This window comes from Massilia sp., from assembly GCF_031995545.1.
Lineage (GTDB): Bacteria > Pseudomonadota > Gammaproteobacteria > Burkholderiales > Burkholderiaceae_D > Telluria.
In genome coordinates this window covers 351,581-377,377 of sequence record NZ_DAMAGA010000001.1, presented here as the reverse complement: position 1 = coordinate 377,377, position 25,797 = coordinate 351,581, and the positions used below count along the sequence as shown (strand labels likewise).

Below are 25,797 nucleotides of genomic sequence, written 5' to 3'. Positions count from 1 at the left end.
CCGCGGCGCTTGCGGGAAGGTACCTTCCATCTGCAGAAGCAGTGTCAGAAGGCGTGGCGGATGCCAAGCGAGGTGCCGCGCAGCCGTGCGCCCGTCAGCGAATCTCCATCCATGCCCGCACCCGCGCCGAGGCCGTTGATGGCGAAATCGACGTTTGCACGGGCGTCGTTGTGGATGCGCGTGTGGAAGGCGAACAGCGAGGTGCGCTTCGACAGCGCCACGTCGTAGCCGACCGTGGCATGCACCGCCCCGGTGTCGGGACCGGCGGTCGCGAAGCCGAACCTGGTCCCGGCGTCGCCCTTGCCGTCGAATGCCTTGGCCACGCCCAGTCGCAGTGCATGCGCGCCCATCTGGTGGCTGGCGGACAGGTACCAGGCATCGCGCCGCAGCGCGCCGCCGGGTGACCGGTACTGCAGCCGTTCGCCGATCACCGCCACGCGCGTGGCGCCGAAGCGGTAGGCCAGCGCCAGCCGGGTGCCGCGGTCGGTGCCGCCCGGCCCCTGATAGTCGCGGTGGCGCTCGTGCGCCACGGCCGCGAACAGCGCACCGTTTTCGTAGAGCAGCGCGCCCGAGTCGAGCGCCGGCCGCGCGCCGTTGGCCGGGCGCTCTTCGTTGAAGCCATGCGCCAGGCGCAGCGACACGCCGCGCCACGCCGGCGTCCAGTAATGCAGGCTGTTGCGCTGGCGGCGGTCGAACGAGGCAGTGTCGGTGAGGTTGTCGGCGTTCGAGGCCGAGCCGTTGCCCATGATGCTCATGTAGCCGGCGGTGGTCGGATAGAACGGGTCCAGGCTGGACGTGGCCGAGTTGTACGGCGTGGTCCAGTTGCCGGCAAAGAGCGTGCCCCACGGTCCTTCGAGACCGATGCGGGTGTCGCGCGCGGCGATGGCGCCGGCCCCGGTGTCGGCCGACAGCGTGCCTTCGACCTGGTACAGCACGCGCGTCCCGGCGCCGAGCGCTTCGCCGCCGCGCACGCCCAGCACCGAGCGGTAGTTGGACAGGCGCGTGACGTCGTGGCGGCCCGCACCGCTTTGCTCAATCGCTTCCAGGCCCAGGTTCAGGCGCGCATAGATCTGCAGCGCGTCGGTCTGGGCCAGGGCGCCGGCAGGGAGGCAGGCAGGGAGGAGCGCCAGCAGTCTGGCGAGGCGTGGGGTCATGGTGTAGGGGCGTTCGGACATCGGCGCATTATCGCCGCCGCTGCATCGCAAAACCCCACCCTAAAGTGTGGGTGAGCCTGTCCATTCGGGTGTTCGGGCTGGCTTTGGCGCGTGCGACCATCGATGTTTTCGATGAAAGCCGGTGAAATTATTCGTTTTTCATTTCGCCGGCAGCGCAGCATCATGTGCGCATCGAATTGCTTTCAAACGACAGGGATCCCACGATGAATACCACCGCGCTACCGCTTCGCTCCACCATCCTCGCCGCACTGCTTGCCGGCGCCATCTTCGGCGGGACCGCGCAGGCGCAGGCCAACGCCAAGGTGGTCGCCAAGGCGGACGCCAAGGCGGAACTGATCCTCACCAACGGCAAGATCGCCACCATGGCGCGCGAAGGCGAATTCGTGCAGGCGCTCGCGGTCAAGGATGGCAAGGTGCTGGCCACCGGCAGCAACGCCGCGGTGCTCAAGCTCAAGAGCGCGGATACGCGCGTGATCGACGCCGGCGGGCGCACCGTGATCCCGGGCCTGAACGACTCGCACGTGCACGTGATCCGCCAGGGCCTGAACTACAATATGGAGCTGCGCTGGGACGGCGTCACCTCGCTCAAGCGCGCGCTCGAGATGCTCAGGGAGCAGGCCGCGCGCACCCCGGAAGGCGAATGGGTGAAGGTGGTCGGCGGCTGGAACGAGCACCAGTTCGAGGAAAAGCGCCTGCCCACGCTGGCCGAGATCAACGCCGCGGTGCCCGACCGTCCGGTGTTCATCCTCTACCTGTACGGCCTCGGTTTCCTGAACCAGAAGGGCATCGACACCCTCGGCTACGACAAGAACACCAAGTTCAAGGACGGCGTGGTGGAACTCGACGCCGCCGGCCGCCCCACCGGCAAGCTGATTGCCAAGCCGAACGCGCTGATCCTGTATTCGACGCTGGCCAAAACCAATACACTGAAGCGCGACGACCAGCTCAACTCGACGCTGCACTTCTACCGTGAACTGAACCGCCTGGGCGTGACCAGCGCGATCGATGCCGGCGGCGGCTTCCAGAACTATCCGGACGACTACGGCGTGACGCTCGAACTGGCGCGCGCCGGCAAGCTCACGGTGCGCACCTCGTACTACCTGTTCGCCCAGCGCGCCGGCAAGGAACTGGAAGACTTCACGCGCTGGATGACGCTCACCCATCCGGACAAGAACGACCACATGTTTTACCCCAACGGCTTTTCGGCCGAAGGAGGCGGCGAGAACCTGGTCGCCAGCGCCGCCGACTTCGAGAACTTCCTCGAGCCGCGCCCTGACCTGCCGGCATCGATGGAGAGCGAACTGGAACCGGTGGTGGAACTGCTGGTCAAGAACCGCTGGCCGTTCCGGCTGCACGCCACCTACGGCGAGAGCATCGACCGCGACCTGGCGGTGATCGAGAAGGTCAACGCCAAGACGCCGCTGAACGGCCTGCGCTTCATCGTCGACCACGCCGAGACCATCACCGACGCCCAGCTGGCGCGCATCAGTAAGCTCGGCGGCGGCGTCGCGGTGCAGGACCGGATGCACTTCCAGGGTGAGGCCTACTGGAAGCGCTACGGCGAGCAGGTACGCCAGATGCCGCCGATCCGGCGCATGCTCGAGATGAAGCTGCCGGTCGGCCTGGGTACCGACGGCACCCGCGTGTCGAGCTACAACCCGTGGCCGTCGCTGTACTGGGCCGTCACCGGCAAGACCGCCGGCGGCATGAAGACCTGGCGCGACCAGGATGTGTTGAGCCGCCATGCCGCGCTCAAGCTGATGACCACCGGCTCGGCCTGGATGAGCGGCGAAGAAAAGGTGAAGGGTACGATCCAGCCGGGCCAGTACGCCGACTTCATCGTCCTGCCGCAGGATTACTTCACCGTCGATGCCGAGCGCATCAAGCGCCTGGAAAGCCTGCTCACCGTCGTCAACGGCAAGGTGGTGTACGGCGCCGGGCCGTATGCGCCGCTGGCGCCGCAGCTGCCGCCGGTGTCGCCCGGCTGGAGCCCGGTTGCCACCTACGGCGGCTACCAGAACCGCTAGCGCACGGCCGACCCGGGGGCGCCCCCTTGCGCGCGGCGCCATGCGGCCGGGCCCAGGCCCTGGGCACGCCGGAACTCGCGCGCCAGGTGGCTCTGGTCGGCGAAGCCGCAGGCCGGTGCGATGTCGGCCAGCGTGCGGCGGGTATGCAGCATCAGTTCGCGCGCCCGCGCCAGGCGGCGCGCGACCAGCCAGCGGTGCGGCGTCATTCCGGTGCTGGCCTTGAAGGCGCGTCCGAAGCGGCTCAGCGACAGGTTGCACAGTGCGGCCAGTTCCTGCAGCCCGAGCGCGTCGCCGAGGTGCGCCTCGATGTAGTCCTTGACGCGCGCTTCCTGCCACGCAGCCAGGCCGCCATGAGCAGCGGCGCTTGTCGCCGGCTCCCGCCGCCCGTCGTAGCTGGCGCGCAGGTGCCGGTGCAGCGACAGCAGCATCGATTCCAGGAACAGCGGCGTGGCCGGCCCGACCGGATCCACCGCCATGCGCGCGATCTGCGCCAGGTGCGCCAGCACCGGATCCTCGGCGCCGTTCAGGACCGGCAGTTCGCCCAGGCGCGCCGCGTCGTCGGCATCGGACAACGCATCCAGCGCCGCGCGCGGCAGGTAGAACTGGACGCATTCGTAGCTGGACGCCAGGTTGGCGCTGGGGCGGGTGCGCAGGTCGAGCATGGTCAGCGCGCCGGGCGCGTACGGCTTGACGTCGACGCTGCGTCCGTCCAGCCATAGTCCGTGTTCGGCCAGCGGGCGCAGTTGCACCGCCAGCAGCAGGGCTGCTTCGGGCGGAATGGCGTCGGTCATGCCGGTACCTGGGCCGTCGCAGCGCAGGTGGGTGATGGCGATACGGCTGTCCAGCACCGCGCCTTGCACTGCCAGCGGCGTGTTGCAGCCATTGAAATACTCACCCATCGTGCTGCCGTATGCCTTGCCCATTGGTTCTCCTGGTGGTGCCCGCTCTGGTGCCGCCGTTTTCCTGCCGGTTGCGCCGGTTTCATTCAAGCCACATTGGCAACGTTCATTATAATGAACGGTTCGATGGCAACAAACAAGCTGGCTTCCGGCCCACCTGCATGATGATGAACCGCGGCTGCGCACTGGTGCTCACGCTCTTCCTGCTGTTCTATGGCAGCCCGGCGCGCGCGCTCGATCCGAATACGCCGGCCGGCGCCTACCGCCACGACATGTTCGACGCGCGCGCCGGGGCGCCGCCGAGCGCGATGGCGATCGCACAGACCGCCGATGGCTGGCTGTGGTTCGGCGCCCCGTCCGGACTGTATCGCCACGATGGCGTCCGGTTCGAGGTCTTCCACGGTGCCGGCGACGAGCGCCTGCTGGGCCGCTACGTGACGATGCTGGCGCCGCGCGAGAATGGCGAATTGTGGATCGGCTACCTGTATGGCGGCTTGAGCGTGCTGCACCACGGCCATCTGCGCCATGTGGCCGTGATGCCGGCCCAGCCGCTCGGCCAGACCTATGCGATGGCCTTCGACGGCGACGACGCCTGGGCCGCGACCAGCACCGGCTTCTGGCGCTACCGCGCCGGCGCCTGGACCCGGGGCGATGCGCGCATGGGTCTCCCTGGGCGCAAGGCGCGCTACGTCCACCGCGACACCTACGGACGCCTGTGGGCCAGCGACGAGCGCCAACTGTATCTGTTCGACCGCGCCGCCGCGCGCTTCGCGCCGGTGCTGGACGTCGCGCACTCGTCGAACATCAAGGAAAGCCTCGACGGCCGGGTCTGGATCGCGGACGACGACCGGGTGCGCCTGTTGCCCGAACCCGAGGGCGGATGGCGCGCGCGTGCGGCGCCGGCGATGCGCGCGAATACCTACCAGAGCCTGTTCGACCGCGACGGTAATTATTGGTCCACCGATTGTCCTTTCGGCCTGTGCGTGCGCAGACCGGGACAGGTGTCGGCTAGCTTTACCATGCAGGGCGCCGAACACCTCCCCGTAGCCGGTGGCAAGGCGGGGGTCACGATCACGTCCCTGTTCGAAGACCGCGAGGGCAATCTGTGGGCCGCTTCCACGCTCGGCGTCGGGCGCCTGCGTGACAGCCGCATGACGCCGCTGGCGATGCCGGCGGGCGCGGACTGGCCGACGCTGGCGCTCGACGGCGACGACAATGCCTGGATCGCGAGCGACAATATGGGCGCCACCAGCGGCAGCCTGTGGCGCCTGGATGGCAACGATCTGGTGTCCCAGGCGCAGCACAGCCGGATGGTGGTCGCCGCACGCGACGGCGCGGTACTGGCCGCGGGCGAGCACACGATCGAACGCCGGCGCGGGTCGCGCGTACTGGAGCGCCTGCCGCTGCCGGCGCCGGCGCCGGGCCAGGATGCGCGCGCGATCGTGCTGCTGCTGGCCGAGGACCGCGAGGGCATCTGGGCCCACCTGGCCGGGCGCGGCTTGTTCCGCCATCGCGCGGGCGCATGGGAGCCGCCCGCGCGCCACCCGTCGCTGGCGCTGGCCGTGTACGCGTTCGTCGACGCCGCCGGGCGCACCTGGTTCGGTACCCGCGACGGCCGCGTGGTGCTGGCCGATGGCGATGCCTACCGCAGCTGGGGTAAAGCCGAAGGCGTCGATGTCGGCGCAATCACCTTCATCGACGCCAGCCGCGAGCTGCTGGTCGCGGGCGACGGCGGCATGGCCGTGTGGCAGGCCGGGCGCTTCCGCGCGCTGCATGCCGACGGCGTCGACCTGGCCAACGTCTCGGGCATCGTGGTGTCCGCCGACGGCGACCGCTGGCTCAATACCGTGAACGCAGTGCTGCACGTGCGCGCCGCCGACTGGCAGCGCAGCATGGACGATCCGGCGCAGCCCCTGCGTGGCGAAGTATGGGACGAGCTGCAAGGCCACCCCGGCATCAGCGACGGCGTGTCGCCGGCGCCAACGTTGCGCCAGGCGGGCGACGGCACCATCTGGGTGGTCGGCGTCAACGGCATCTCGCGCCTGGACCGGGCACGGGTGCGGCGCAACGAGGTGGCGCCGCTGGCCGAAGTGAGCGCGCTGCTGGCCAACGGCCGGCGCTATCCCGGCGGCGACGCCGGCCTGCTGGCGCCGGGCACAGAGCGGCTGCAATTCGAATTCACCGCGCCCAGCTTGAGCATGCCCGAGCGCGTGCGCTTCCAGTACCGCCTGGAGGGGAGCGACCGTGACTGGCAGGATGCCGGTACGCGGCGCTCGGCCTGGTACACCAACCTGGGGCCGGGCGAGTACCGCTTCGAGGTGCGCGCGGTCAACGAGGATGGCGTCATTGGCCCGGTGGTGTCGAGCCCGGCCTTCAGCATCGGCCCGCATTTCACGCAAACGGGGTGGTTCCTGTTCGCCTGCACCGGCCTGGCCGGGGCTGCGATCTACTGTCTGTACCTGCTGCGCCTGGCGCAGGTGAAGCGGCGCTGGAAGACGCGCATGCACGAGCGCATGGCCGAGCGCGAACGCATCGCGCGCACGCTGCACGACACCTTCCTGCAAACCGTCCAGGCGATGATGCTGCACCTGGACGTGCTGGCCGCGCGCCTGCGGCCCGGATCGGGCGAGCGCCAGCAGCTCGAACGCCTGCTGGACGGCGCCCAGAAGGCGGTGGAAGAGGGCCGCAGCCAGATGCTGGAATTGCGCGGCGACGCGCCGCCGGCGCCGCTGGCGGCTGCCTTGCGCGGCTGGGCCGAAATGCTGCGTACCGGCGACGAAGCGCACGTGCTGCTGAGCGAACAGGGCGCGCCGCATGATCTGGCGCCGCAGGTGCGGGCCGAAGTCGAGTCGATCGGCTGCGAAGCGATCGCCAATGCGCTGCGCCACGCACGCGCCAGCTGCATCGACGTGCAGCTCGACTGGACCGGCAAGGGGCCGCTGCTGCGCGTGTGCGACGACGGCGTCGGCATGCCGGCGGGGCTGATCGCGGCCGGCCGCGCAGGGCACTGGGGCTTGCCCGGCATGCGCGAGCGTGCGGCGAATATCGGCGCGACGCTGGTCGTGCGCAATCGCGCAGCGGGAGGTCTGGAAGTGGTGCTGACGCTGGCAGGGAACGACGTGCAGGCGCCGCTCAAGGGCGGCGCGCAGGCGGGTGGGGTACGCGTGGAAGCACGCGCGGAAGCGGCGGTTGCCGCGCAGACGATCTACAGCTGATGCTCGCGCTTGGCCAGCGCCTCGCCCATCATCACCAGCACCGGGCCATGGCCCGGCTCCAGGCCGCGCGCCAGGTCGGTCAGGGTCAGGCGCAGGATGCGTTCATCCGGACGGCTGCAGTTCTCGACCACCACCACCGGCAGGTCGGCACGGCGGCCTTCGGCCAGCAGGCGTTCGGCGGTGGCGGCGGCTTCGCGGCCGCCCATGTACTGGACCAGGGTGTCGGTCTCAGGAAGGGCTGGATGATCCGGCTCGTCGGGGGCGGTACTGGAAGTGAAGAAGGCGACGCTGCGCGCCACGCCGCGCTTGGTCAGCGGCTGGCGCGTTGCCGCAGCGGCGGCGACGGCGGTGGTGATACCGGGGACGACTTCGACGTCGATACCTTCGGCTTCGAGCGCGCGCAACTCTTCGTCGGCGCGACCGAACAGCATCGGGTCGCCGCCTTTCAGGCGCACCACCAGCGCGTACTTGTGTGCGCACTCGACCAGCTGCTGGTTGATCAGGGTCTGGGCCGTGGAGCGCTGGCCGGAACGCTTGCCGACCGAGATCTTGTCGGCGCGCGCACACAGTTCCAGCATCTCGGGCGTGACCAGGGCGTCGTACAGTACCACGTCGGCTTGCGCCAGCAGGCGCGCGCCGCGCACCGTGATCAGGTCAGCCGCGCCGGGACCGGCTCCTACCAGAAATACCTTGCCCAACGCCGCCATGCTCGACCCTTAACCAGTTGATGAATTTTGCTCGATGCGGATCATACCCGCTGCGACGGTCTGGTGGGTAACTTCATCGATCAAAATGAAGGCGCCGGTGGCGCGGATATCGGCGTAGGCATCGGCCGCCAGCGGCTGCTGCACGGTCAGCTGCACGCGCGCGATGTCGTTGAGTTTCAGGCCCGCAGCCGCATCGGCGGCGTGGCGTTCCTGGGTGTTGACGTCGAGGATGGTGTCGACCCTGGTCACCTTGGCCGCGGTCTGGCGCGTACCGTGCTTGATCCAGTACTTGCGGCGCAGGTCGAGCGCTTCGTCCGACATCCAGCACACGTCGGCGGTCACCTGCTTGAGCGCCGTCGCCGGCTGTTCCGCTCCAGCGAGCATGTCGCCGCGCGAGACATCCACGTATTCGTTCAGCACCAGCGTCACCGACTGGCCGGCCACGGCCGACTGCAGCGAACCGTCGAAGGTAACGATCTCTTTGACGGTCGCGCTCTGGTTCGACGGCTGCACCACCAGCTTGTCGCCGACCGCCACGCGGCCCGACTCGATGCGCCCCATGTAGCCGCGGAAGTCGTTGGCCGCATGGCCGTTGTGGCGCGCCACCAGCTGCACCGGGAAGCGGAACGGCGCGGCGTGCGCTTCGTCGTACACCGACAGCGATTCGAGCAGCTCGATCAGGGTCGGGCCCTGGTACCACGGCATCTTGCTTGATGCCGTGACCACGTTGTCGCCGGCCAGCGCCGACAGCGGAATCGCGGTGATGTCTTTTAATCCAAGCGACGCGGCGAATTCGCCATACGCCTTGACGATGCGTTCATAGACGCTGCGGTCGTAGTCGACCAGGTCCATCTTGTTGACGGCCACCACCACGTGCTCGATCTGCAGCAGCTTGGCGATGGTCGAGTGGCGCTTCGTTTGCGTAAGCAGATCGACGCCGCCGTCTTCGCGCAATTTGACCTTTGACACGTCGACCAGGATGATCACGGCGTCGGCAGTCGAGGCGCCGGTGACCATATTGCGGGTGTACTGCTCGTGGCCCGGAGTGTCGGCGATGATGAACTTGCGCTTCGGCGTCGCGAAGTAGCGGTAGGCGACGTCGATGGTGATGCCCTGTTCGCGCTCGGCTTCCAGGCCGTCGGTCAGCAGCGACAGGTCGATGGTGTCGCCCACGGTGCGCTTGTGCTTGGCGCGCGAGACGGCGGCCAGTTGGTCGGCGAAGATGCCTTTGCTGTCGAATAGCAGGCGGCCGATCAGGGTGCTCTTGCCGTCGTCGACCGAGCCGGCGGTGATGAAGCGCAGCAGCGACCGGTCGCCGGTCGAGCTCAGTTTTTGGTCGAAGTTGTCGGTGCGGGCGTTCATCAGAAGTATCCTGCTTTCTTGCGTTTTTCCATCGAGGCTTCGGAGGTCTGGTCGTCCATCCGGGTGGCGCCGCGTTCGGTGATGTCGGTGATCGCGGTTTCGGCGATGATGTTGTCGACGGTGGACGCGCTTGAGGCCACCGGGCAGGTGCACGAGATATCGCCCACGGTGCGGAAGCGCACCACGCGCTTTTCGACGGTCTCGCCTTCGCGCGCCGGGGTCAGGGGCGTCAGCGGCACCAGCAGGCCGTTACGCGGAATCACCTCGCGCTCGTGCGCAAAGTAGATCGACGGCAGCGCCAGTTTTTCGCGCGCGATGTACTGCCACACATCAAGTTCGGTCCAGTTCGAGATCGGGAACACGCGCATGTTCTCGCCCGGATGCACGCGGGTGTTATACAGGTCCCACAGTTCCGGACGCTGGGCTTTCGGATCCCACTGGCCGAACTCGTCGCGGAAGGAGAAGATGCGCTCCTTGGCGCGCGCCTTTTCCTCGTCGCGGCGGGCGCCACCGATGCAGGCGTCGAAGCCGTGTTCGGCGATGGTTTCCAGCAGCGTCACGGCTTGCGCGGCGTTGCGCGAGTCGGTCTTCGGGTTGCGCAGGCGCACCGTGCCGCGCTTGATCGAGTCTTCGACGCTGCCGACGATCAGGCGCTCGCCCAGCTCGGCGGCACGCGCGTCGCGGAAGGCGATCACTTCATCGAAATTGTGGCCGGTGTCGATGTGCACCAGCGGGAACGGGAATTTGCCGGGGCGGAAAGCCTTTTCGGCCAGGCGCAGCAGCACGACGGAATCCTTACCGCCCGAGAACAGCAGGGCCGGATTGGTGCATTCGGCCGCCACTTCGCGCAGGATGTGGATCGCTTCGGATTCCAGCGCGTCCAGGTGGGCCGCGTTGACGTCGCTCAGGGTGATATTGTCGGTTACGGTTGTCATGTCTGTGCCTGTGCTAGTCGTGGCTCACGCTGCCACTGATTTGATACGGATAAGTTTGCCGTCCACCACGTGCAGACCGCATTCCTTCGATTCCGGGTTTTCCCACCACCAGCGGCCGGCGCGCACGTCCTCGCCCGGCTGGATCGCGCGGGTGCAGGGTTCACAGCCGATCGACGGGTAGCCGCGGTCGTGCAGGACGTTGTACGGCACATCGTTCTGACGCAGGTAGTCCCAGATGTCGGTTTCGCTCCAGTCGGCCAGCGGATTGAACTTCTGCATGCCGTGGCCGACATCGTCTTCCTGCACGGCCAGTTCGGTACGCGTGGTCGACTGCGAACGGCGCTGGCCGGTGATCCAGGCCTGCTTGCCGGCCAGGGCGCGGCCGAGCGGCTCGACCTTGCGGATGCGGCAGCATTCCTTGCGCATGTCGACGCTGTCGTAGAAGGCGTTCAGGCCGTTCTGCGTGACGTAGGCGTCGACCGCTTCCGGCTGAGGCTTGTACAGGGCGATGTCGTAGTCGTAGGTTTCCTTGACGCGGTCGATCATCGACAGCGTCTCGGCATGCAGACGGCCGGTCTCGAGCGAGAAGATGCCGATCGGCAGTTGATCCTTGAGAATCAAGTCGGTCAGCACCATGTCTTCGGCGGCCAGGCTCGAAGCGAACACGGCCGGCGAGAAATCGCGCGCAATACGGGCCAGGATCGTGCGGGTTTCTTCCACGCGACGGTGCAGGTCGCTCATGTTGACAAACTCCTAGATGCCGGCGCCGATGTCGCGGTGTTCGGCAGGGACGTCGCGCGGAGCGCGGCGGAACAGTGGCAGCGGATTGTCGACCGACGCCTGGTAGGTTTCCGAGAACACCGACAAGCCTTTCAGCGCATCGTGGATGCTGCGGTCCTGGCGGGTGGCGTAGGCATCGAAGCCGCAGCGCGCCATCTGGAACAGCTGGTCGCGCAGCACGTCGCCGATCGCGCGCAGCTCGCCGGTCCAGCCCAGACGCTTGCGCAGGTTGAAGGCGGTCGAGTAGCCGCGGCCATCGGTGAATTTCGGGAAATCGACGGCGATTACTGCAAAGCGCTGCAGGTCGTCCTTGAGCGCTTCGGCGCGTTCGTCGGGCGCCAGCCAGACACCGAGGACAGGGCGCTCGGCCAGCGCGTCGCGCTGGGCCTGCCACACGGTCAGCGGGACGATGATCTTGCCGGACGGGACTTCCACGGTGTCAGACGTTTGGCCTTCGTCGAGACGCAGCACGCTCCAGTCGTCGCTGACGACTTCGCGTCCTTTGATAATCTGTGGGTGTGAATCAAGCATAGTGGTCCTCTCCGGTCAGTTCGCCCGCCGCGATCGGAGTGGCATACACATGTTCCTTGAACGGCGCGATGCCGAGGCGCTGCACGGTGTCGACGAAGCGTTCGCCTTCGACACGACATTGCACATAGGTTTCCAGCAGGCGGCCGACGACTTCCGGCATCTGGGTCGCCGAGAACGACGGTCCGATGATCTTGCCGATCGCGGACTCGTTGCCCTGGGCACCGCCGATCGACACCTGGTACCACTCGCTGCCATCCTTGTCCACGCCCAGCACGCCGATGTTGCCGACGTGGTGGTGGCCGCAGGCATTGATGCAGCCCGAGATGTTCAGTTCGATGTCGCCGATATCGTGCTGGAAGTCGAGGTCGTCGAAACGCTCGGCAATGCTTGCGGCGATCGGGATCGATTTCGCGTTCGCCAGCGAGCAGTAGTCGCCGCCCGGGCAGGCGATGATGTCGGTCAGCAGGCCGATGTTCGGCGTCGCCATGCCTTTCGACTTGGCCAGCTGCCACACTTCGAACAGCTGCGCTTGCTCGACATCGGCCAGCACCAGGTTCTGCTCGTGCGTCACGCGCACTTCGCCGAAGCTGAAGCGGTCGGCCAGCTCGGCCACGAAATCCATCTGCTCGGCGGTGGCGTCGCCCGGCGGCACGCCGGTTTTCTTCAGCGACAGCACGACCGCAGCGTAGCCCGGCACCTTGTGCGGCTTGACGTTGCGATTGAGCCAGTTAGCGAACGCGCGGTTGTCGGGTTGCGCGGCCAGTACGTCCGAATCGCTCAGCTCACGATATGCATGCGGCTGGAAACACTTGGCAACGCGGTCGAATTCTTCCTGGGTCAGGGTTTCCGGACCATCCTTCAGGTCGGCCCATTCGGCCTCGACCTGGCGCGTGAATTCTTCCACGCCCAGTGCTTTCAGCAGGATCTTGATGCGCGCCTTGTACTTGTTGTCGCGGCGACCGTTCTGGTTATACACGCGCATCACGGCTTCGGTATAGGTCAGCAGGTGCTGCCATGGCAGGAACTCGCGGATCACGCTGCCCAGGATCGGGGTGCGGCCCATGCCGCCGCCGGCCATGAACTTGAAGCCGACTTCGCCGGCCTCGTTGCGGACAACGGTCAGGCCGATATCGTGCACCGCAATCGCGGCGCGGTCTTCCAGGGCGCCATTGATCGCCACCTTGAACTTGCGCGGCAGGGCGGCGAACTCGGGGTGGAAAGTGCTCCACTGGCGCAGGATTTCGGCGAACGGGCGCGGATCGATGATCTCGTCCGCCGCCACGCCGGCGTATTCGTCGGTGGTGATGTTGCGGATGCAGTTGCCCGAGGTCTGGATCGCGTGCATCTCGACCGAGGCCAGGTGTTCCAGGATATCCGGGGTCTGCTCCAGTTCGATCCAGTTGTACTGGATGTTCTGGCGCGTGGTGAAGTGGCCGTAGCCGCGGTCGTACTTGCGCGCGATATGGGCGAACATGCGCATCTGGGCGCTCGACAGCAGGCCGTAGGGCACCGCAACGCGCAGCATGTAGGCGTGGCGCTGCATATACAGGCCGTTCTGCAGGCGCAGCGGCAGGAATTCTTCTTCCAGCAGCTCACCGCTCAGGCGGCGTGCGACCTGATCGCGGTATTGTGCGATCCGTTCGCGCACGATGAGATGGTCGTAGTGGTCGTAGCGGTACATGGCCTCAGTCCGTCGGGCAGATGTTGTCCGCCCATTAAATAATGTTCCGATGATACGGAGCGGGGCTTATATTCCAAACTACGGATAATTTATTTGCTTATATACGTAACCCGAATAAGCATCTTAAAATGTCGTTCGCTGACAAACCTGCAAGAAAAATTACATAGAATGAATCTTCACCAGCTGCGCTTCGTGCGCGAGGCCGTGCGCCAGAACTACAACCTGACCGACGCGGCCAAGGCGCTGTTCACCTCCCAGCCGGGGGTGTCGAAGGCGATCATCGAGCTCGAGGAAGAGCTCGGCGTGGACATCTTCACCCGCCACGGCAAGCGCATCCGCGGCCTGACCGAGCCGGGGCGGCTGGTGCTGCAGTCGGTGGAACTGATCATGCAGGAGATCGACAGCCTGAAGCGTATCGGCAAGGAATACGCGGCCCACGACAGCGGCAGCTTCACCATCGCCACCACCCACACCCAGGCGCGCTACATGCTGCCGAAGGTGGTGCAGGCCTTCATGCAGAAGTACCCGAAGGTGCGCCTGTCGCTGCTGCAGGGCAACCCGAAGCAGATCGCCGACATGGTCAAGAACGACCAGGCCGACCTGGCGATCGCCACCGAGTCGATCGCGGCGGTGGACAACCTGATCACACTGCCTGCTTACCAGTGGGAGCACGTGGTGGTGGCCCCGCCCGAACACCCGCTGTTCAAATCGCGCGCGGTCTCACTGGAAGAGATCGCCACCTACCCGGTGATCACGTATGATGCCGCCTTCGCCGGCCGCAGCAAGATCGACCACGCCTTCGGCCTGCGCCACCTGAAACCGGACGTGCTGCTGGAAGCGATCGACGCCGACGTGATCAAGACCTACGTCGAGCTGGGCATGGGCATCGGCATCATCGCCGGCATGGCCTTCGACCCCGAGCGCGACCGCAACCTGCGCGCGCTGCCGGTCGGCCACCTGTTCGGCATGAATACCTCGCGCGTGGCGATCAAGCAGGGCGCCTACCTGCGCAGCTATATCTATACCTTCATCGAACTGCTGGCCCCGACCCTGAACCGCAAGATGGTCGAGTCGGCGATGCGCGGTGGAGAAAACTACGAACTCTGATGGACAAGGATTTTAAGATGGACAAGAACATCGCCGCTAACCCGGTGGTCGCCTATTTCGACAGCGTGGCCGAGTTCTACGACAACGAAAGCGCCGACTATTCGGAAGAACAGCTGGAAGACCTGGACGAAGCGCACGAGCAGATCTCGACGCTGCTGGCCGGCCACCGCATCCTTGAACTGGGCTGCGGCACCGGCGGCTGGACTGAAGTGCTGGCCGAAACCGCCGAATCGATCGTCGCTGTCGACGCCAGCGCGGCCATGCTGGAGCAGGCGCGCACGCAAGGCGAAGCGCCCGCCAACGTCACTTACCTCCAGGCCGACGCGCTCGATCTGCCGGCCGACCTGGGCAACGGCGACGCCAAATTCACGGCCGTGTTCATGGCCGGCCTGTGGTCGCACCTGACGCGCGACCAGCAGGACGTGCTGCTGGCAGGGCTGAAAAAGCGGGTCGGCAAGGACGTGTTGCTGGTGCTGTTCGACGACGAGTACGTGGAAGGCGAGAGCGCCACCATCGCCCGCACTGACCTGCAGGGCAATACCTACGAAATCCTGCAGGACGCCGACGGCAACCGCCACGAACTGCCCAAGGGCTACCCGACCGACAGCGCGCTGCGCAAGAAGCTGGGCAACGCCGGACGCGAGATCAAGATCGCGCGCTGGGAGTTTTATCGGGTGCTGACCTGCCGGCTGAAGTAACAGCTTCCTATTTCCGACAGAGTCCATGACGCACCGTATCCTGATCGTTCTGCTTTCCTGTTCGCTGTTGGCGTCGTGGGGCGCGCAAGCGAGTCAGCAAGTGGTCAGTCCTGGTTGCGCATACGACCGGGAGCGCTTGCTTTCTCTGAATGAGGAGCAGTTCGACCAGGACATGGATGGCGGCTGGCGCATGATCGCTGCCAGGAGGGGCTGCGACCTGGCTGCCGCCGATCTGATTCGCGACTGGCGCCAGAAGCACGCGCGCAGCGCCGGGCTACTGATCTGGCATGAGGGCCAGCTACGCGCCAACGCCGGCCAGACCCAGGAAGCGATTGCCCTGATGGCGCAGACGCGCAGGGCGCCGGGCGTGCCGGATGGCGGCGGCTGGAATGTCTACGTCGATGCCACGCTCGCCTTTCTGCGCAAGGATCGGCCGGCACTGGAAGAAGCGCGCTCGCAGCTGGCCGCGATCCAGCCGCCGGGCGGCAAGGATGCGCCGATCACCGTGGTGGACGGTTATTTCGACGTCGACCTGGGCAACGGCAAGACGCACAAGATGCGCTGGCCGCCGAATATCGACGTGGTCGAGGGCCTGATCCGGTGTTTCGACAGGCCGTACGTCGAGGCGTATGGCGGCGACTGTCAGGCGCGCCCACATTAATTTGCTATCTGGTGCGTTTCAAGCACCGACTATTTTCGAGCACGACATGAAGCATAGTTCGAGCAGCGGCCTGGTGTACTCCACCGAAACCGGCCGCATGTGCCCCGATTGCCGGCAGCCGGTCGCGCAATGCAGCTGCAAGGCCAAGGCTGCGCCGGTCGGCGACGGCGTGGTGCGCGTGTCGCGCCAGACCAAGGGGCGGGGCGGCAAATGCGTCACGCTGGTGAAGGGACTGGCGCTGGATACCGCCGCACTGTCTGCACTGGGCAAGCAGCTGCGCAGCGCCTGCGGCTCGGGCGGCACCGTCAAGGATGGCGTGATCGAAGTGCAGGGCGACCACTGCGACCTGATCATGGAGACGCTGACCAAACTCGGTCATCAGCCGAAGCGCGCAGGCGGCTGAAAGCGATCAGAGTTTGCTGTTCTGGCAGCCGGCGCTGGTGCATTCACGTACCCGGTTCTGCAGGAACTGGGCGCGTTCGATCGTCGTATCGGTTGCGCACTCCAGATCGACAAAGAAGCGGTCGGTTTCGAGCTTGGAACACGATTTATTGCGCTCCTGTATCCACGCCAGCTGTCCTTTTTTCAGCGCCTGTTTTCCGTTGCCATCGAGCTTGGCCGATAGTGCCTTGTAATTGGCGTTCAATTCCTTGTCCGCCTCCTGGTACACCTTGTTCAGGCAATACAAACCGTCAAAATCGTTCTTCGGTTTGTCGCAGGCGGAATTGGCGAAGGCAGCGCCGGACATGGAAAGGAGTGCGGCCAGCAGTAGACGTTTCATGGTTTCCTTGAATAGGTCGATCCGGCGCCGCCACCGGCGCAACGGGTGAAAAGACGACCGCAAGTTAGCATGGTTGGAAAACTAAGGCAAACCGCGGACGGATCGAGCGGCTATACTCGTGCGCATTTTAATTCCAGGTGATACGCCCCCTATGCAGATTGCATTCGAACAGCCGGATCAACCCGATGTGCACATGCTGACAGGCGAACTGGATGCCTATCTGTATTCGCTGTACCCGGCCGACAGCGTGTACGCGCTGGATATCGCCTCCTTGCTGCATCCCGACGTGCTGTTTGCGGTGGCGCGCGATGCCGCCGGCGCGCCGCTCGGCTGCGGCGCCGTCGTCATCAAGCCGGCGTACGGCGAAATCAAGCGGGTGTACGTGCGCCCGCAGGCACGCGGCCAGGGACTGGCGCGGCGGTTGATGGAAAGCCTGGAAGCGGGCGCCGTGCAACGCGGCTGCTGCGCCATCATGCTCGAGACCGGACCTGCGCAGCCGGAAGCACTGGCGCTGTACAAGCGCATGGGTTACGGCACGTGCGGCCCGTTCGGCGACTATCCGGACGATCCGCATTCGGTCTTCATGACCAAGCCTGCCGATCAGATGGATACTCAGGTTGGGTAACGGCGCAAACCGGCCGGCGTCACCAGGGCGTCATCCAGGTTGCTTATCGTCGCATCTTCTCGTAGACTCCCGGTCGACATAATTGAACAGAAACATTGCATGCCTGACTACGATATCGAATGGAACGCCGGCGACCTCGCGTGTGGCGACCTGGTGCTGGAACTGCGCCGCCGCGTGCGCGCCGAACCGGGCAAGGTCTTTCGCGTGATCGCGCTTGACCCCGGCGCGCCGTCCGATATCCCCGCCTGGTGCACGATGACCGGACACGCGCTGCTGGCGATCGACGCCGACGCACGTTCTTACTTCATCCGCGCCAAAGACTGACCCCCAACCAAGGAGCACACCATGGCCAACAAATTCCTGATCAACCTGACCAGCAGCCTCGATAACACCGACAAGGCCACCGTCGCCTTCGTCGTCGCCAACGCCGCCGTGGCGTCGGACAAGGAAACCGTCGTGTTCCTGTCGATCGAAGGCGTGCGCCTGTCGCAGCAGGGCTTCGCGGACTCGATCCACGAAGAAGGCTTCGCACCGCTGAAGGAACTGATGGACAACTTCGCGGCTGCCGGCGGCAAGATGTACGTCTGCTCGCCATGCTTCAAGAAGCGCAAGCTGGACGAAGAAAAGCTGGTGGCCGGCGCGGTCGTCGTCGGCGGCGCCAAGCTGGTCGAGTTCATGAGCGACGGCTGCCCAAGCGTCAGCTACTAATTCCGATCTTCTTCCGTCACTACCAGAAAGTCATCCCCATGAGCTCCACCCGCCGTACCCTTCTTGCCGCCGGCCTCGCCGCCGCCGGTACCGTCGCACTGGGCGCCGCCGCGCCGGCCCTGGCCCAGACGCGCCGCAAGCTGCGCTTCGGCGTCGGTCCGCTGCTGCCGACCGCCGAAGACACCAAGAAGGCCTACATGCCGTTCTTCGCCCACCTGGCGAAAGAACTGAACGCCGACTTCGAACTGTTCGCCACCACCGACTGGGCCGGCATGGCCGTCGCCATGGGCGCGGGCCAGCTCGACCTGGCGTGGATGGGACCATGGGGCTACATCATCGCCAACAACGGCACCGGCTGCACGGCGCTGGCCACCGTCAAGTATGACGAGAAGCCGTTCTACCACGCCATCGTCATCGGTAAACCCGACCTGAAGGTCGCCAAGTTCCCGGACGATACCAAGGGCCTCAAGATGTCGTTCGCCGACGTCGGCTCGACCTCGGGCTGGCTGATCCCGACCTGGTACGCGAAAGAAGTCTGGAAGATCGATCCCAAGTCGTTCTGGAAGTACACCGAAGGCGCCACCCACGCCGCCAACGAAATGGCGGTGCAGGCGGGCCAGGCCGACATGGCCACCGATTTCGACCGCAACCGCAACGCAATGATCGAATCAGGCCGCGTCAAGCCGGGCTCGAACAAGATCCTGTGGACTTCGGACCCGCTGCCGAACGACGCCATCGTGGTCCCGAAAGGCACCGCGCCGGCCGTCGTCGCCCAGATCCAGAAGGTGCTGACCGCGATCACCGTGGAACAGGCCAAGACCCTGCTGCCGGCGCACTACACCGGCTTCGTCAAGGCCGATCACGCGGCCTACGCGTCGATCGAGAAGGCCGGCATCGCGGTCGGAAAAATCAAACCGAAGGCTTGATGCGTTCCTTCAAACGCTGGAGCGCCGCCATCGCGGTGCTGGCGTTCTACGTGGTCTGCTGGCGCGTGGCCCAGGTCGACCCGCTGCGCCTGGCCGAGGGTTTACCGAAGCTGGGCCACTGGATCGCCTCGGCCTGGCCGCCGGCGCTGCACGAGCTGCCGCTGTTCGGCGAGCGCATCGCCGAGACGGTGGCGATGGCGGCGATCGGCACCACCGCCGCGATGCTGCTGGCGCTGCCGATGGCGGTGCTCGCGAGCCGCAACATCACGCCCTGGCCGCGCCTGTACTATCCGGCGCGCTGGATATTGAACACCCTGCGCGGCATCGACTCCTTCATCTTCGCGCTGCTGTTCGTCGCCGCCGTCGGCCTGGGGCCATTCGCCGGCGTGATCGGCATCGCGCTGCACACCTGGGGCAGCGCCGCCAAGCTGCTGGCCGACCACATCGAGAACATGCCGATGGGGCCACTCGACGCCGTGCGCAGCACCGGCGCCGGGCGCAGCACCGCGATCACGTATGCCGTGCTGCCCGAGATCCTGCCGGTGCTGCTCTCGAGCGGCTTGTACTGGTGGGAGTTCAACGTGCGCGCCTCCACGGTGCTCGGCGTGGTCGGCGCCGGCGGCATCGGCCTGGAACTCAAGAACAGCATGGACTTGCTCGACTTCCCGCGCCTGTTCACCATCATCGTGCTGATCCTGATTGTCGTCACGGTGCTCGACGCGGTCAGCAGCTGGCTGAGAAAGCGCTTGGTATGAGTGGCTTGTTTGTCGCCCACAAAGTAGGGCAGCGCTATGGCGAACGGGTGGCGCTGGAGGATGTCGGCTTCACGCTCGAACGCGGCCAGATGCTGGCCTTGCTCGGCCCCAGCGGCGCCGGCAAGACCACGCTGTTTCGCTGCCTGGCGGGCCTGCAAAGTCCGGACAGCGGCCGCATCGCGCTTGACGGCGTCGACGTGGCCTCGCTGCGCGGACGCGAACGGCGCCGCATCGGCCTCGTGTTCCAGCAATTTAACCTGGTGCCGCGCCTGTCCGCGCTCGACAACGTGCTGGCCGGACGGCTCGGCCACGCGCCGGCGTGGCGCGGCTGGCTGCGCCGGTTCGACGCGCACGATGTCGCGCTGGCCAATGACTGCCTGGCGCGGGTCGGCCTGGCCGGCCATGCGCACCAGCGCGCCGACACGCTTTCCGGCGGCCAGCAGCAGCGCGTGGCGATCGCGCGCGCCCTGGCCCAGCAGCCGCACCTGATCATCGCCGACGAACCGGTGGCCAGCCTCGATCCTGGTTCCGGCGCCGGCATCCTCGAACTGCTGAAATCGATCTGCCACGCCGACGGCCTGGCCGTGGTCTGCAGCCTGCACCAGCCGGAGTACGCGCGCCGTTACGCCGACCGCGTGCTGGGCCTGCGCGCCGGCCGCGTGGTGGTCGATGTCGAGGCAGCGAGCTTCGGACGCACTGACATCGATACGCTGTACGATGGCGTCATCCACGATACCCAATTCTGAACCATGACCTTCCCACACCCTCACCAGCCGGACGTCGGCTTCGACGGCGGCGACCTCGATTGCGGCAACGGTTTGCTGCTCCTGATCCGCAAGCACATCGACCCACTGCCGCGCGGCGGCCTGCTCGAAATCCGCTCCACCGAAATTTCGGTGGATGAAGACTTGCCGGCCTGGTGCCGCATGACGGGCAACGAGCTGGTGTCGTTCCTGCGCGAAGGCAAGCAGCGCAGCTTCCTGGTCGCCAAGGGCAAGCTGGCCGAGCGCAGCGCGGTCGCCATTGCCGCACCTAGTGTCAGCGCCGGGTTCGAGCCGGTAGTCGTGAAGCCGATGACTGAGTTCCCGCCGGTGGCGCCGGCACCAGGCATCAAGCCCTTGTCGGTAATGGGCATCGGCTCGTGGCCGCGCCCGCGCTGGATGCTGCAGGCGGTGCACGAGCACATGGAAGGGCGCCTGGACGACGCCTCATTCCACGCTACCGCCGACGACGCCGTGCGCCTGGCCGTGCAGGCGCAACTGCGCGCCGGTGCCGACGTGATCTCGGACGGCGAACAGCGCCGCGACAGCTACTCCAGCTTCGTCGCCTCGCGCCTGGACAACTGCCAGCTGATCCCGCTGACCGATCTGCTGCCGCTGGTGGACGACCCGGAAGAATTCGAGCGCGAACTGCGCGCCCTGGACGTGCCGGCCGGCGACGTGCGCCATCCGGCCGTGTTCGGGCCGCTGGGCCGCTCGCGCGGCATCGCCGTGCACGAAGTCGACTTCGCACGCGCGCTGACGCAGCAGCCGGTGAAGGTGGCGCTGCCCGGCCCCTATCTGCTGACGCGCACGATGTGGATGGAGTGCATCTCGGACCGCGCCTACGACAACCGCGACGACCTGGCACGCGACATCGTGCGCGTGCTGCGCGAGGAAATCGCCTGTCTGCTGGCGGCCGGCACGGCGCTGGTGCAGCTCGATGAGCCGGTGCTGTCCGAAGTCGTGTTCAGTGGTCCGGCCTCGCAGCGCAGCTTCATGTGCGGCGCGCTGGGCGAGAAGGCCGATACCCCGACCGAGCTGGCCTTCGCGCGCGATTTGATCAACGCCGTGGTCGCCGGCTTCCCGCGCGAGCGCCTGGCCGTGCACATGTGCCGCGGTAACTGGACACCCGACGAAACCAAGGCTCTGGCCGGCGACTACCGGCCGCTGGTCGACACGCTCGGCCAACTGCGCGTGGGCACGCTGTTCCTGGAACTGGCGACGCCGCGCGCCGGCGAGATGGAAGTGCTCAAGGCGCTGCCCGACGACGTACGCATCGGCATCGGCGCCTGCAACCAGAAGCATGCGCACGTGGAGAGCGTCGAGCACGTGGTGCACCACGCCGAACACGCGGTTCAGTTGTTCGGTGCCGAGCGCCTGCTGCTGACGCCCGACTGCGGCTTCGCTACCTTCGCCGACAATCCGCTGACGTCGGCCGCGATTGCCGAAGCCAAGCTGGCCACGCTGGCCGGTGCTGCGCGCATCCTGCGCGAGCGTCACGGGATCGCGGTGTAATGGCGCGCCTGATCGTCGTCGTCAATGACGTGAGCGAGAAGGGCGCTGCAGCGCCGCTGCGGTACGCTGCCACGGCGGCCGCGCTGGATGCGGAGGTCGAGCTGCATTGTGTCGGCACCAGCGTTGCATGGCTGCGCAAAGGTGCTGCCGGGCCGGCCTTGCTGGCGCAGTTGCTCGATGCGGTCGAGGCAGGTGTCGGCATCTATGCCTGTCCGCAGGCGCTGGCCAGCCACGGCATCTCGGCCGATGCGCTGGCGCCGCAAGTCGCAGGCATCCGCGGCGCGGCCGCCATGCTGGCCGCCGGCTTTGCGCCGGATGCGCGGTTCATGAACTTCTGAGCCTGGCGCATTCGGCAACCGTTTGCAATGGCCTCATGCATCGCTGCTAAGAATCTTTACAGCACATCAATAAGTCGCTAAAGTCGGGCTCGTTTCCGTCCGATGTCTTCTTCCATGTCCAAGCTGCAGTCTCTCGGCGCCATCACGCGCTGGTATGGTGAATTTGCGTCGGCCAGTATCGAATCGGCTTTCTTGCGCGACCAGGGTGGCGTCATCCAGCATGATTCGTCCCGTTCGCTCGCATTCTGCGGCGTTTTTTTCCTGGCGTTCGCGCTTGCCGATGCGGCCCATCTCGGCTTTAGCGCCCCTACGTTGACGCTGTTCGCAGCGCGCCTGGCTATCGCCGCAGTGGCGTTGGCGGGCATCGTTCTGATACGCCGCAGCGTTCAACCGGCGCATACCGCTTACCGTGCAGCCACCGTATTCACCACCCTGGCGATGCTGACCTTCCTGATGGTCGCGTATTTTCGGGGCGATGTGCTGCTTCACGGAATGTCGATGGCCATCATGCTGATCATCGTTTACCTGTTCATCCCGAACCGCCTGGTCAATGCCACCATTGTTGCAATCAGCGCCAGCGTGGCCTTCCTGATGCTCGTGCACACCGCCGGCATGGTCACCCCGCGCCAGTTGTCGACGATGGCAATGTTGCTGGTGCTGGCGAATCTGTTCGGCGCCATTGCTGCGCGCCGTGATGCCTGCTCGTCGCGCCGGCAGTACTGGACTCAGCAAATCCTGATCGAACAGTCCGTACGGGATCCTCTTACGGGCGCTTTTAACCGGCGCCACCTGAACGCCGGCTTGCTCACACAACAGATCGAGCGCACCCGGCGCCAAAGTGCATCGCTATGCATCGTCATGTGCGACCTGGACGGCTTCAAGGCCGTCAACGATATCCATGGCCACCAAGCCGGGGACAAGCTCATCCAGGATTTCGCCCAGCTGCTGCTGTCGATGACCCGTGACGGCATCGATACCGTGGTGCGCTACGGTGGCGAAGAATTCCTGCTGATCCTGCCGGATAGCGGCCTGGCCGAGGGCCATGCTTTTGCCGAGTGCATTCGGACCCGCCTGGCCGAAGCGAGCAGTTTGCATGGCGATGTGCGGATCAAGGCCACGGCAAGCTTCGGCGTGGTCAGCGCGTGCCTTTCGCCGGACTTGCCTGGCGTTGCTAGCCATAGCCTGATCGCTCGTGCCGACGAACTTTTGTACGAGGCCAAACGCAATGGCCGTAATCGGGTCTGCGTGGCTGAATGGGACGCCGCCGATCTGCCCTGAGCCGGGGAAAAGCACAGCCGTCAGCAATCGGTCCGATGTGGGCGTTCGATCAGCGGTCAGAGTCGGGTGTTGGCCAGGACTACGAGCGAGCGGTGTTCTCAGGCAGGTTGACGAGCATGATTCCGCTACTGTCCCAGCAGGCGATGTCGAATACGGCGCCGTCGAGTCAAGGGGCGGGTTCGTTCCGTAGCAATAATCGGCGTTGCCAATCACGTACGGTGCGCAAGAGGGTATTGAGAAACCCTCTGAGCCCGGGCGTTCGCGCCAGCATGGCAGGTTGCCAGGCCGGAAAATTCGTGGACAGTCACGATCGACCGGATTTGACCCATTGCAGACGTTGAGTCTACGAAGACTCCTGACACCTGAGCTAATCTGGGTGCGGAATCGGTGTCGGCTTGAGCGAATTATTGACGTCACTCCCACACCTTACGTGATGTGGAGAGAAGGACTCAATCCTTACAAACGCTGGCTTTCCCGCAAATTCATCTGGCTCAGGATCAACGGCTACTTGGTACTCAACAAAAGTGTCAAAAGGGCAGTTAGCACATTCCCTCACAGCCAGAATACGCATACGAGTGCCTTGCATGAGCTGGGTGAAGAACGTCATCTCCGGCCCAGTGAACCCAGGATTCCAAATAGTTATGTAATCGGTTTTCTGCCTTTGCTCAAGCTTCTTTGAGACCCCATGCGCACGTAGGGGCACCAGCAATTCGCAGGTGTCACCTATAAGGTCACGGTACTCAGCTCTGCTGGAGATGTCCTTATACGTCATTTCCATCTCGCAACCAAGGAGCGAGACGGTCGTGACAAGTGCCGCGAACAACTGGTTTGGTTTCATATGAGCCTTGGCGTTTCATGCGCGGCAGCTTTCAAGCGAAATATTGCAATCCGTCGAACTCGCTACCGTCCGAATGTCCGTATTTGGCCGATCTCGGCTCTTGCGCCCAGCATAGCAGGTCGCAGGGCCGAAAGTCCGTACTCTGTCACGAAGGGCAGGAACCGACCCGAAGCGGACGTTCTTATCCTACATGGCCCCGCACGTCGATTCGATATCTTGCAATTCGCTGAGGCAGACAGGCCTTTTGGTCATCCGGCCGGACCTGTGGCCTGCCGAGCTGTCACGCTACCATTCGTCCTACAAAAACGACCGTTGGTCGCAATGGAGTAGTCCGTGTCCTTCGCAACGCATATCCTCAGGTCTTGAATATATTTAATAGGGTTTTGTATGCGATCGACCTCTCGTTTCATTCTCTATTACAGCACCGGGCTTGCGCTAGCGACGATGCTGCTCACCTCCCAAACAGCATTTTCCCAAAACACATCGTTTGGATTGCACATTACCACTGTAATGGCTGAAGCGAAAATACCCAGCGTCGCGATAGCCAGTATCAAAGGTGGACGCATCGTGCAGATATCTGCGTTTGGCGAGCAGTCGCCCGGCATTGCCGCCACTGAAAGCTCGACCTATAACATTGCCTCGCTGACCAAGCCACTGACTGCCGAAGTGGTATTGCGACTTGCGTCGAAAAAAATGCTCGGTCTGGATGAGCCGATGTTTTACCACTGGACTGATCCTGACGTGAGTTCCGATGTCCGGAGTCAGGCTTTGACGGCACGTTTTGCTCTTTCTCATCAAGCTGGTCTTCCTAACTGGCGCGACAGCAAGACAGGGATGAAATTCATTTTCGATCCGGGAACACAGTGGGGTTACTCGGGTGAAGGGTACCAATATGTTTTGCGTTTTTCCGAGAAAAAAACGGGCAAAAGTTTCGATATCCTAGCGCGCTCACAGCTCTTCGAGCCCGGCGGCATGACGCACACTACTTTTACGGACCAGCCTTGGCTACGAGAGCGGATTGCCTTGCCTAGCGATGCATTAGGAAAATACATGAAACCGCATATAGCCGAGCGACCCAATGCTGCGGATCTGGTATATGCGACTGCGGCCGACTATGCGAGTTTCATGATCGAGGTCATACAGGATAAGGGTTTGAGTTCAGAAGTCGCAAGTGAGCGGCGGCGTATACAAGTCGACTTGCGAAATCTTCGCTGCGCAGGAGACAAAGCTGCGACCTGTCCCGAGCGTATCGGTTTTGGCCTTGGCTGGGAAATCCTCGATTTCGCCGGCGATATAATTTTCATGCACACGGGCAAGGATGATGGAGTATTTACTTTTGCTTACCTTAGCAAATCCACACAAGATGGCGTGGTGATCCTGACCAACGGAGATAGCGGACATGAAGCCGTCCTTCCAGTGCTTGAAAAGCTGGGGGCAAACCCACGCTTTCTAGCTTATCTGCAGGCGCAGGTTCATTAGCCATGCTCACTCGAG

25 protein-coding genes are annotated in these 25,797 nt (G+C 65.0%); 16 read left to right on the top strand and 9 right to left on the bottom strand.

Features of this window, described 5'->3' with window-relative positions; genetic code table 11:
• Window positions 1-44: 44 nt before the first annotated feature.
• Window positions 45-1,175, bottom strand: coding sequence for a porin (locus RTQ83_RS01725; RefSeq protein WP_312510834.1), 1,131 nt, complete (start codon window positions 1,173-1,175; stop codon window positions 45-47).
• Between the two features lie 203 nt (window positions 1,176-1,378).
• On the opposite strand from RTQ83_RS01725, the gene RTQ83_RS01720 reads away from it, so the two are divergent.
• The gene (locus RTQ83_RS01720; RefSeq protein WP_312510832.1) at window positions 1,379-3,202 is read left to right on the top strand and encodes an amidohydrolase; all 1,824 of its coding nucleotides are present in this window, start codon (window positions 1,379-1,381) and stop codon (window positions 3,200-3,202) included.
• Here the strand turns inward: RTQ83_RS01720 and RTQ83_RS01715 are convergent.
• The gene (locus RTQ83_RS01715) at window positions 3,199-4,125 is read right to left on the bottom strand and encodes an AraC family transcriptional regulator (RefSeq protein WP_312510831.1); all 927 of its coding nucleotides are present in this window, start codon (window positions 4,123-4,125) and stop codon (window positions 3,199-3,201) included. The two genes, RTQ83_RS01720 and RTQ83_RS01715, sit on opposite strands and share 4 nt — an antisense overlap.
• Window positions 4,126-4,262: 137 nt before the next feature.
• Here RTQ83_RS01715 and RTQ83_RS01710 point away from each other — a divergent pair, with 137 nt between their 5' ends.
• Window positions 4,263-7,316: a triple tyrosine motif-containing protein gene (locus RTQ83_RS01710; RefSeq protein WP_312510830.1), complete on the top strand. Its 3,054-nt coding sequence runs from the start codon at window positions 4,263-4,265 to the stop codon at window positions 7,314-7,316.
• Here RTQ83_RS01710 and cobA read toward each other — a convergent pair.
• The 6 genes from cobA to RTQ83_RS01680 are packed head-to-tail and all read right to left on the bottom strand — an operon-like array spanning window position 7,307 to window position 13,312.
• Window positions 7,307-8,023, bottom strand: a complete 717-nt coding sequence (gene cobA / locus RTQ83_RS01705; RefSeq protein WP_312510829.1) for a uroporphyrinogen-III C-methyltransferase — start codon at window positions 8,021-8,023, stop codon at window positions 7,307-7,309. The two genes, RTQ83_RS01710 and cobA, sit on opposite strands and share 10 nt — an antisense overlap.
• Window positions 8,024-8,032: 9 nt before the next feature.
• Complete coding sequence (locus tag RTQ83_RS01700) at window positions 8,033-9,385, bottom strand: sulfate adenylyltransferase subunit 1 (RefSeq protein ID WP_312510828.1); 1,353 nt, start codon at window positions 9,383-9,385, stop codon at window positions 8,033-8,035.
• Complete coding sequence (cysD, locus tag RTQ83_RS01695; RefSeq protein ID WP_312510827.1) at window positions 9,385-10,320, bottom strand: sulfate adenylyltransferase subunit CysD; 936 nt, start codon at window positions 10,318-10,320, stop codon at window positions 9,385-9,387. The genes RTQ83_RS01700 and cysD overlap by 1 nt, the downstream gene beginning before the upstream one ends.
• 24 nt (window positions 10,321-10,344) lie before the next feature.
• Window positions 10,345-11,061: a phosphoadenylyl-sulfate reductase gene (locus RTQ83_RS01690; protein WP_312510826.1), complete on the bottom strand. Its 717-nt coding sequence runs from the start codon at window positions 11,059-11,061 to the stop codon at window positions 10,345-10,347.
• Window positions 11,062-11,073: 12 nt separating this feature from the next.
• The gene (locus RTQ83_RS01685) at window positions 11,074-11,631 is read right to left on the bottom strand and encodes a DUF934 domain-containing protein (protein ID WP_312510824.1); all 558 of its coding nucleotides are present in this window, start codon (window positions 11,629-11,631) and stop codon (window positions 11,074-11,076) included.
• Window positions 11,624-13,312 (bottom strand): nitrite/sulfite reductase, encoded by a 1,689-nt coding sequence (locus tag RTQ83_RS01680; protein WP_312510823.1) that lies wholly within the window; start codon window positions 13,310-13,312, stop codon window positions 11,624-11,626. Before RTQ83_RS01680 ends, RTQ83_RS01685 begins: the two co-directional genes overlap by 8 nt.
• Window positions 13,313-13,480: 168 nt before the next feature.
• On the opposite strand from RTQ83_RS01680, the gene RTQ83_RS01675 reads away from it, so the two are divergent.
• From RTQ83_RS01675 to RTQ83_RS01660, 4 genes are all read left to right on the top strand, one after another.
• Window positions 13,481-14,419 (top strand): CysB family HTH-type transcriptional regulator, encoded by a 939-nt coding sequence (locus tag RTQ83_RS01675; RefSeq protein WP_312510822.1) that lies wholly within the window; start codon window positions 13,481-13,483, stop codon window positions 14,417-14,419.
• Entirely contained in the window at window positions 14,419-15,117 is a 699-nt protein-coding gene (locus RTQ83_RS01670) for a methyltransferase domain-containing protein (RefSeq protein ID WP_312510820.1), read from the top strand. The genes RTQ83_RS01675 and RTQ83_RS01670 overlap by 1 nt, the downstream gene beginning before the upstream one ends.
• 136 nt (window positions 15,118-15,253) lie before the next feature.
• A complete protein-coding gene (locus RTQ83_RS01665; RefSeq protein ID WP_312510818.1) occupies window positions 15,254-15,778 on the top strand; it encodes a hypothetical protein in 525 nt (174 codons plus the stop codon).
• A gap of 46 nt (window positions 15,779-15,824) precedes the next feature.
• On the top strand, window positions 15,825-16,181 hold the full coding sequence (locus RTQ83_RS01660; RefSeq protein ID WP_312510816.1) for a translation initiation factor Sui1: 357 nt from the start codon (window positions 15,825-15,827) through the stop codon (window positions 16,179-16,181).
• A 6-nt stretch (window positions 16,182-16,187) separates the two neighbouring features.
• Here the strand turns inward: RTQ83_RS01660 and RTQ83_RS01655 are convergent, their stop codons facing one another.
• On the bottom strand, window positions 16,188-16,622 hold the full coding sequence (locus RTQ83_RS01655) for a lysozyme inhibitor LprI family protein (protein ID WP_312510814.1): 435 nt from the start codon (window positions 16,620-16,622) through the stop codon (window positions 16,188-16,190).
• A 130-nt stretch (window positions 16,623-16,752) separates the two neighbouring features.
• Between RTQ83_RS01655 and RTQ83_RS01650 the strand changes: the two genes are divergently transcribed.
• The 10 genes from RTQ83_RS01650 to RTQ83_RS01605 all read left to right on the top strand — a co-directional run bounded on the left by RTQ83_RS01650 (window position 16,753) and on the right by RTQ83_RS01605 (window position 25,782).
• The gene (locus tag RTQ83_RS01650) at window positions 16,753-17,184 is read left to right on the top strand and encodes a GNAT family N-acetyltransferase (RefSeq protein WP_312510812.1); all 432 of its coding nucleotides are present in this window, start codon (window positions 16,753-16,755) and stop codon (window positions 17,182-17,184) included.
• A gap of 99 nt (window positions 17,185-17,283) precedes the next feature.
• Window positions 17,284-17,508 (top strand): sulfurtransferase TusA family protein, encoded by a 225-nt coding sequence (locus tag RTQ83_RS01645; protein WP_312510811.1) that lies wholly within the window; start codon window positions 17,284-17,286, stop codon window positions 17,506-17,508.
• A 21-nt stretch (window positions 17,509-17,529) separates the two neighbouring features.
• Window positions 17,530-17,892, top strand: coding sequence for a DsrE family protein (locus RTQ83_RS01640; protein WP_312510810.1), 363 nt, complete (start codon window positions 17,530-17,532; stop codon window positions 17,890-17,892).
• A gap of 38 nt (window positions 17,893-17,930) precedes the next feature.
• Window positions 17,931-18,818: a phosphate/phosphite/phosphonate ABC transporter substrate-binding protein gene (locus RTQ83_RS01635; protein ID WP_312510809.1), complete on the top strand. Its 888-nt coding sequence runs from the start codon at window positions 17,931-17,933 to the stop codon at window positions 18,816-18,818.
• On the top strand, window positions 18,818-19,573 hold the full coding sequence (phnE, locus tag RTQ83_RS01630) for a phosphonate ABC transporter, permease protein PhnE (RefSeq protein ID WP_312510807.1): 756 nt from the start codon (window positions 18,818-18,820) through the stop codon (window positions 19,571-19,573). The genes RTQ83_RS01635 and phnE overlap by 1 nt, the downstream gene beginning before the upstream one ends.
• The gene (gene phnC, locus RTQ83_RS01625) at window positions 19,570-20,319 is read left to right on the top strand and encodes a phosphonate ABC transporter ATP-binding protein (RefSeq protein WP_312510806.1); all 750 of its coding nucleotides are present in this window, start codon (window positions 19,570-19,572) and stop codon (window positions 20,317-20,319) included. Before phnE ends, phnC begins: the two co-directional genes overlap by 4 nt.
• A 3-nt stretch (window positions 20,320-20,322) precedes the next feature.
• Entirely contained in the window at window positions 20,323-21,849 is a 1,527-nt protein-coding gene (locus RTQ83_RS01620; RefSeq protein ID WP_312510805.1) for a 5-methyltetrahydropteroyltriglutamate--homocysteine methyltransferase, read from the top strand.
• A complete protein-coding gene (locus RTQ83_RS01615; RefSeq protein ID WP_312510804.1) occupies window positions 21,849-22,187 on the top strand; it encodes a DsrE family protein in 339 nt (112 codons plus the stop codon). The genes RTQ83_RS01620 and RTQ83_RS01615 overlap by 1 nt, the downstream gene beginning before the upstream one ends.
• 114 nt (window positions 22,188-22,301) lie before the next feature.
• On the top strand, window positions 22,302-23,465 hold the full coding sequence (locus RTQ83_RS01610; RefSeq protein ID WP_312510803.1) for a GGDEF domain-containing protein: 1,164 nt from the start codon (window positions 22,302-22,304) through the stop codon (window positions 23,463-23,465).
• 1,225 nt (window positions 23,466-24,690) lie between these two features.
• Window positions 24,691-25,782: a serine hydrolase domain-containing protein gene (locus RTQ83_RS01605; protein WP_312510802.1), complete on the top strand. Its 1,092-nt coding sequence runs from the start codon at window positions 24,691-24,693 to the stop codon at window positions 25,780-25,782.
• Window positions 25,783-25,797: the final 15 nt, after the last annotated feature.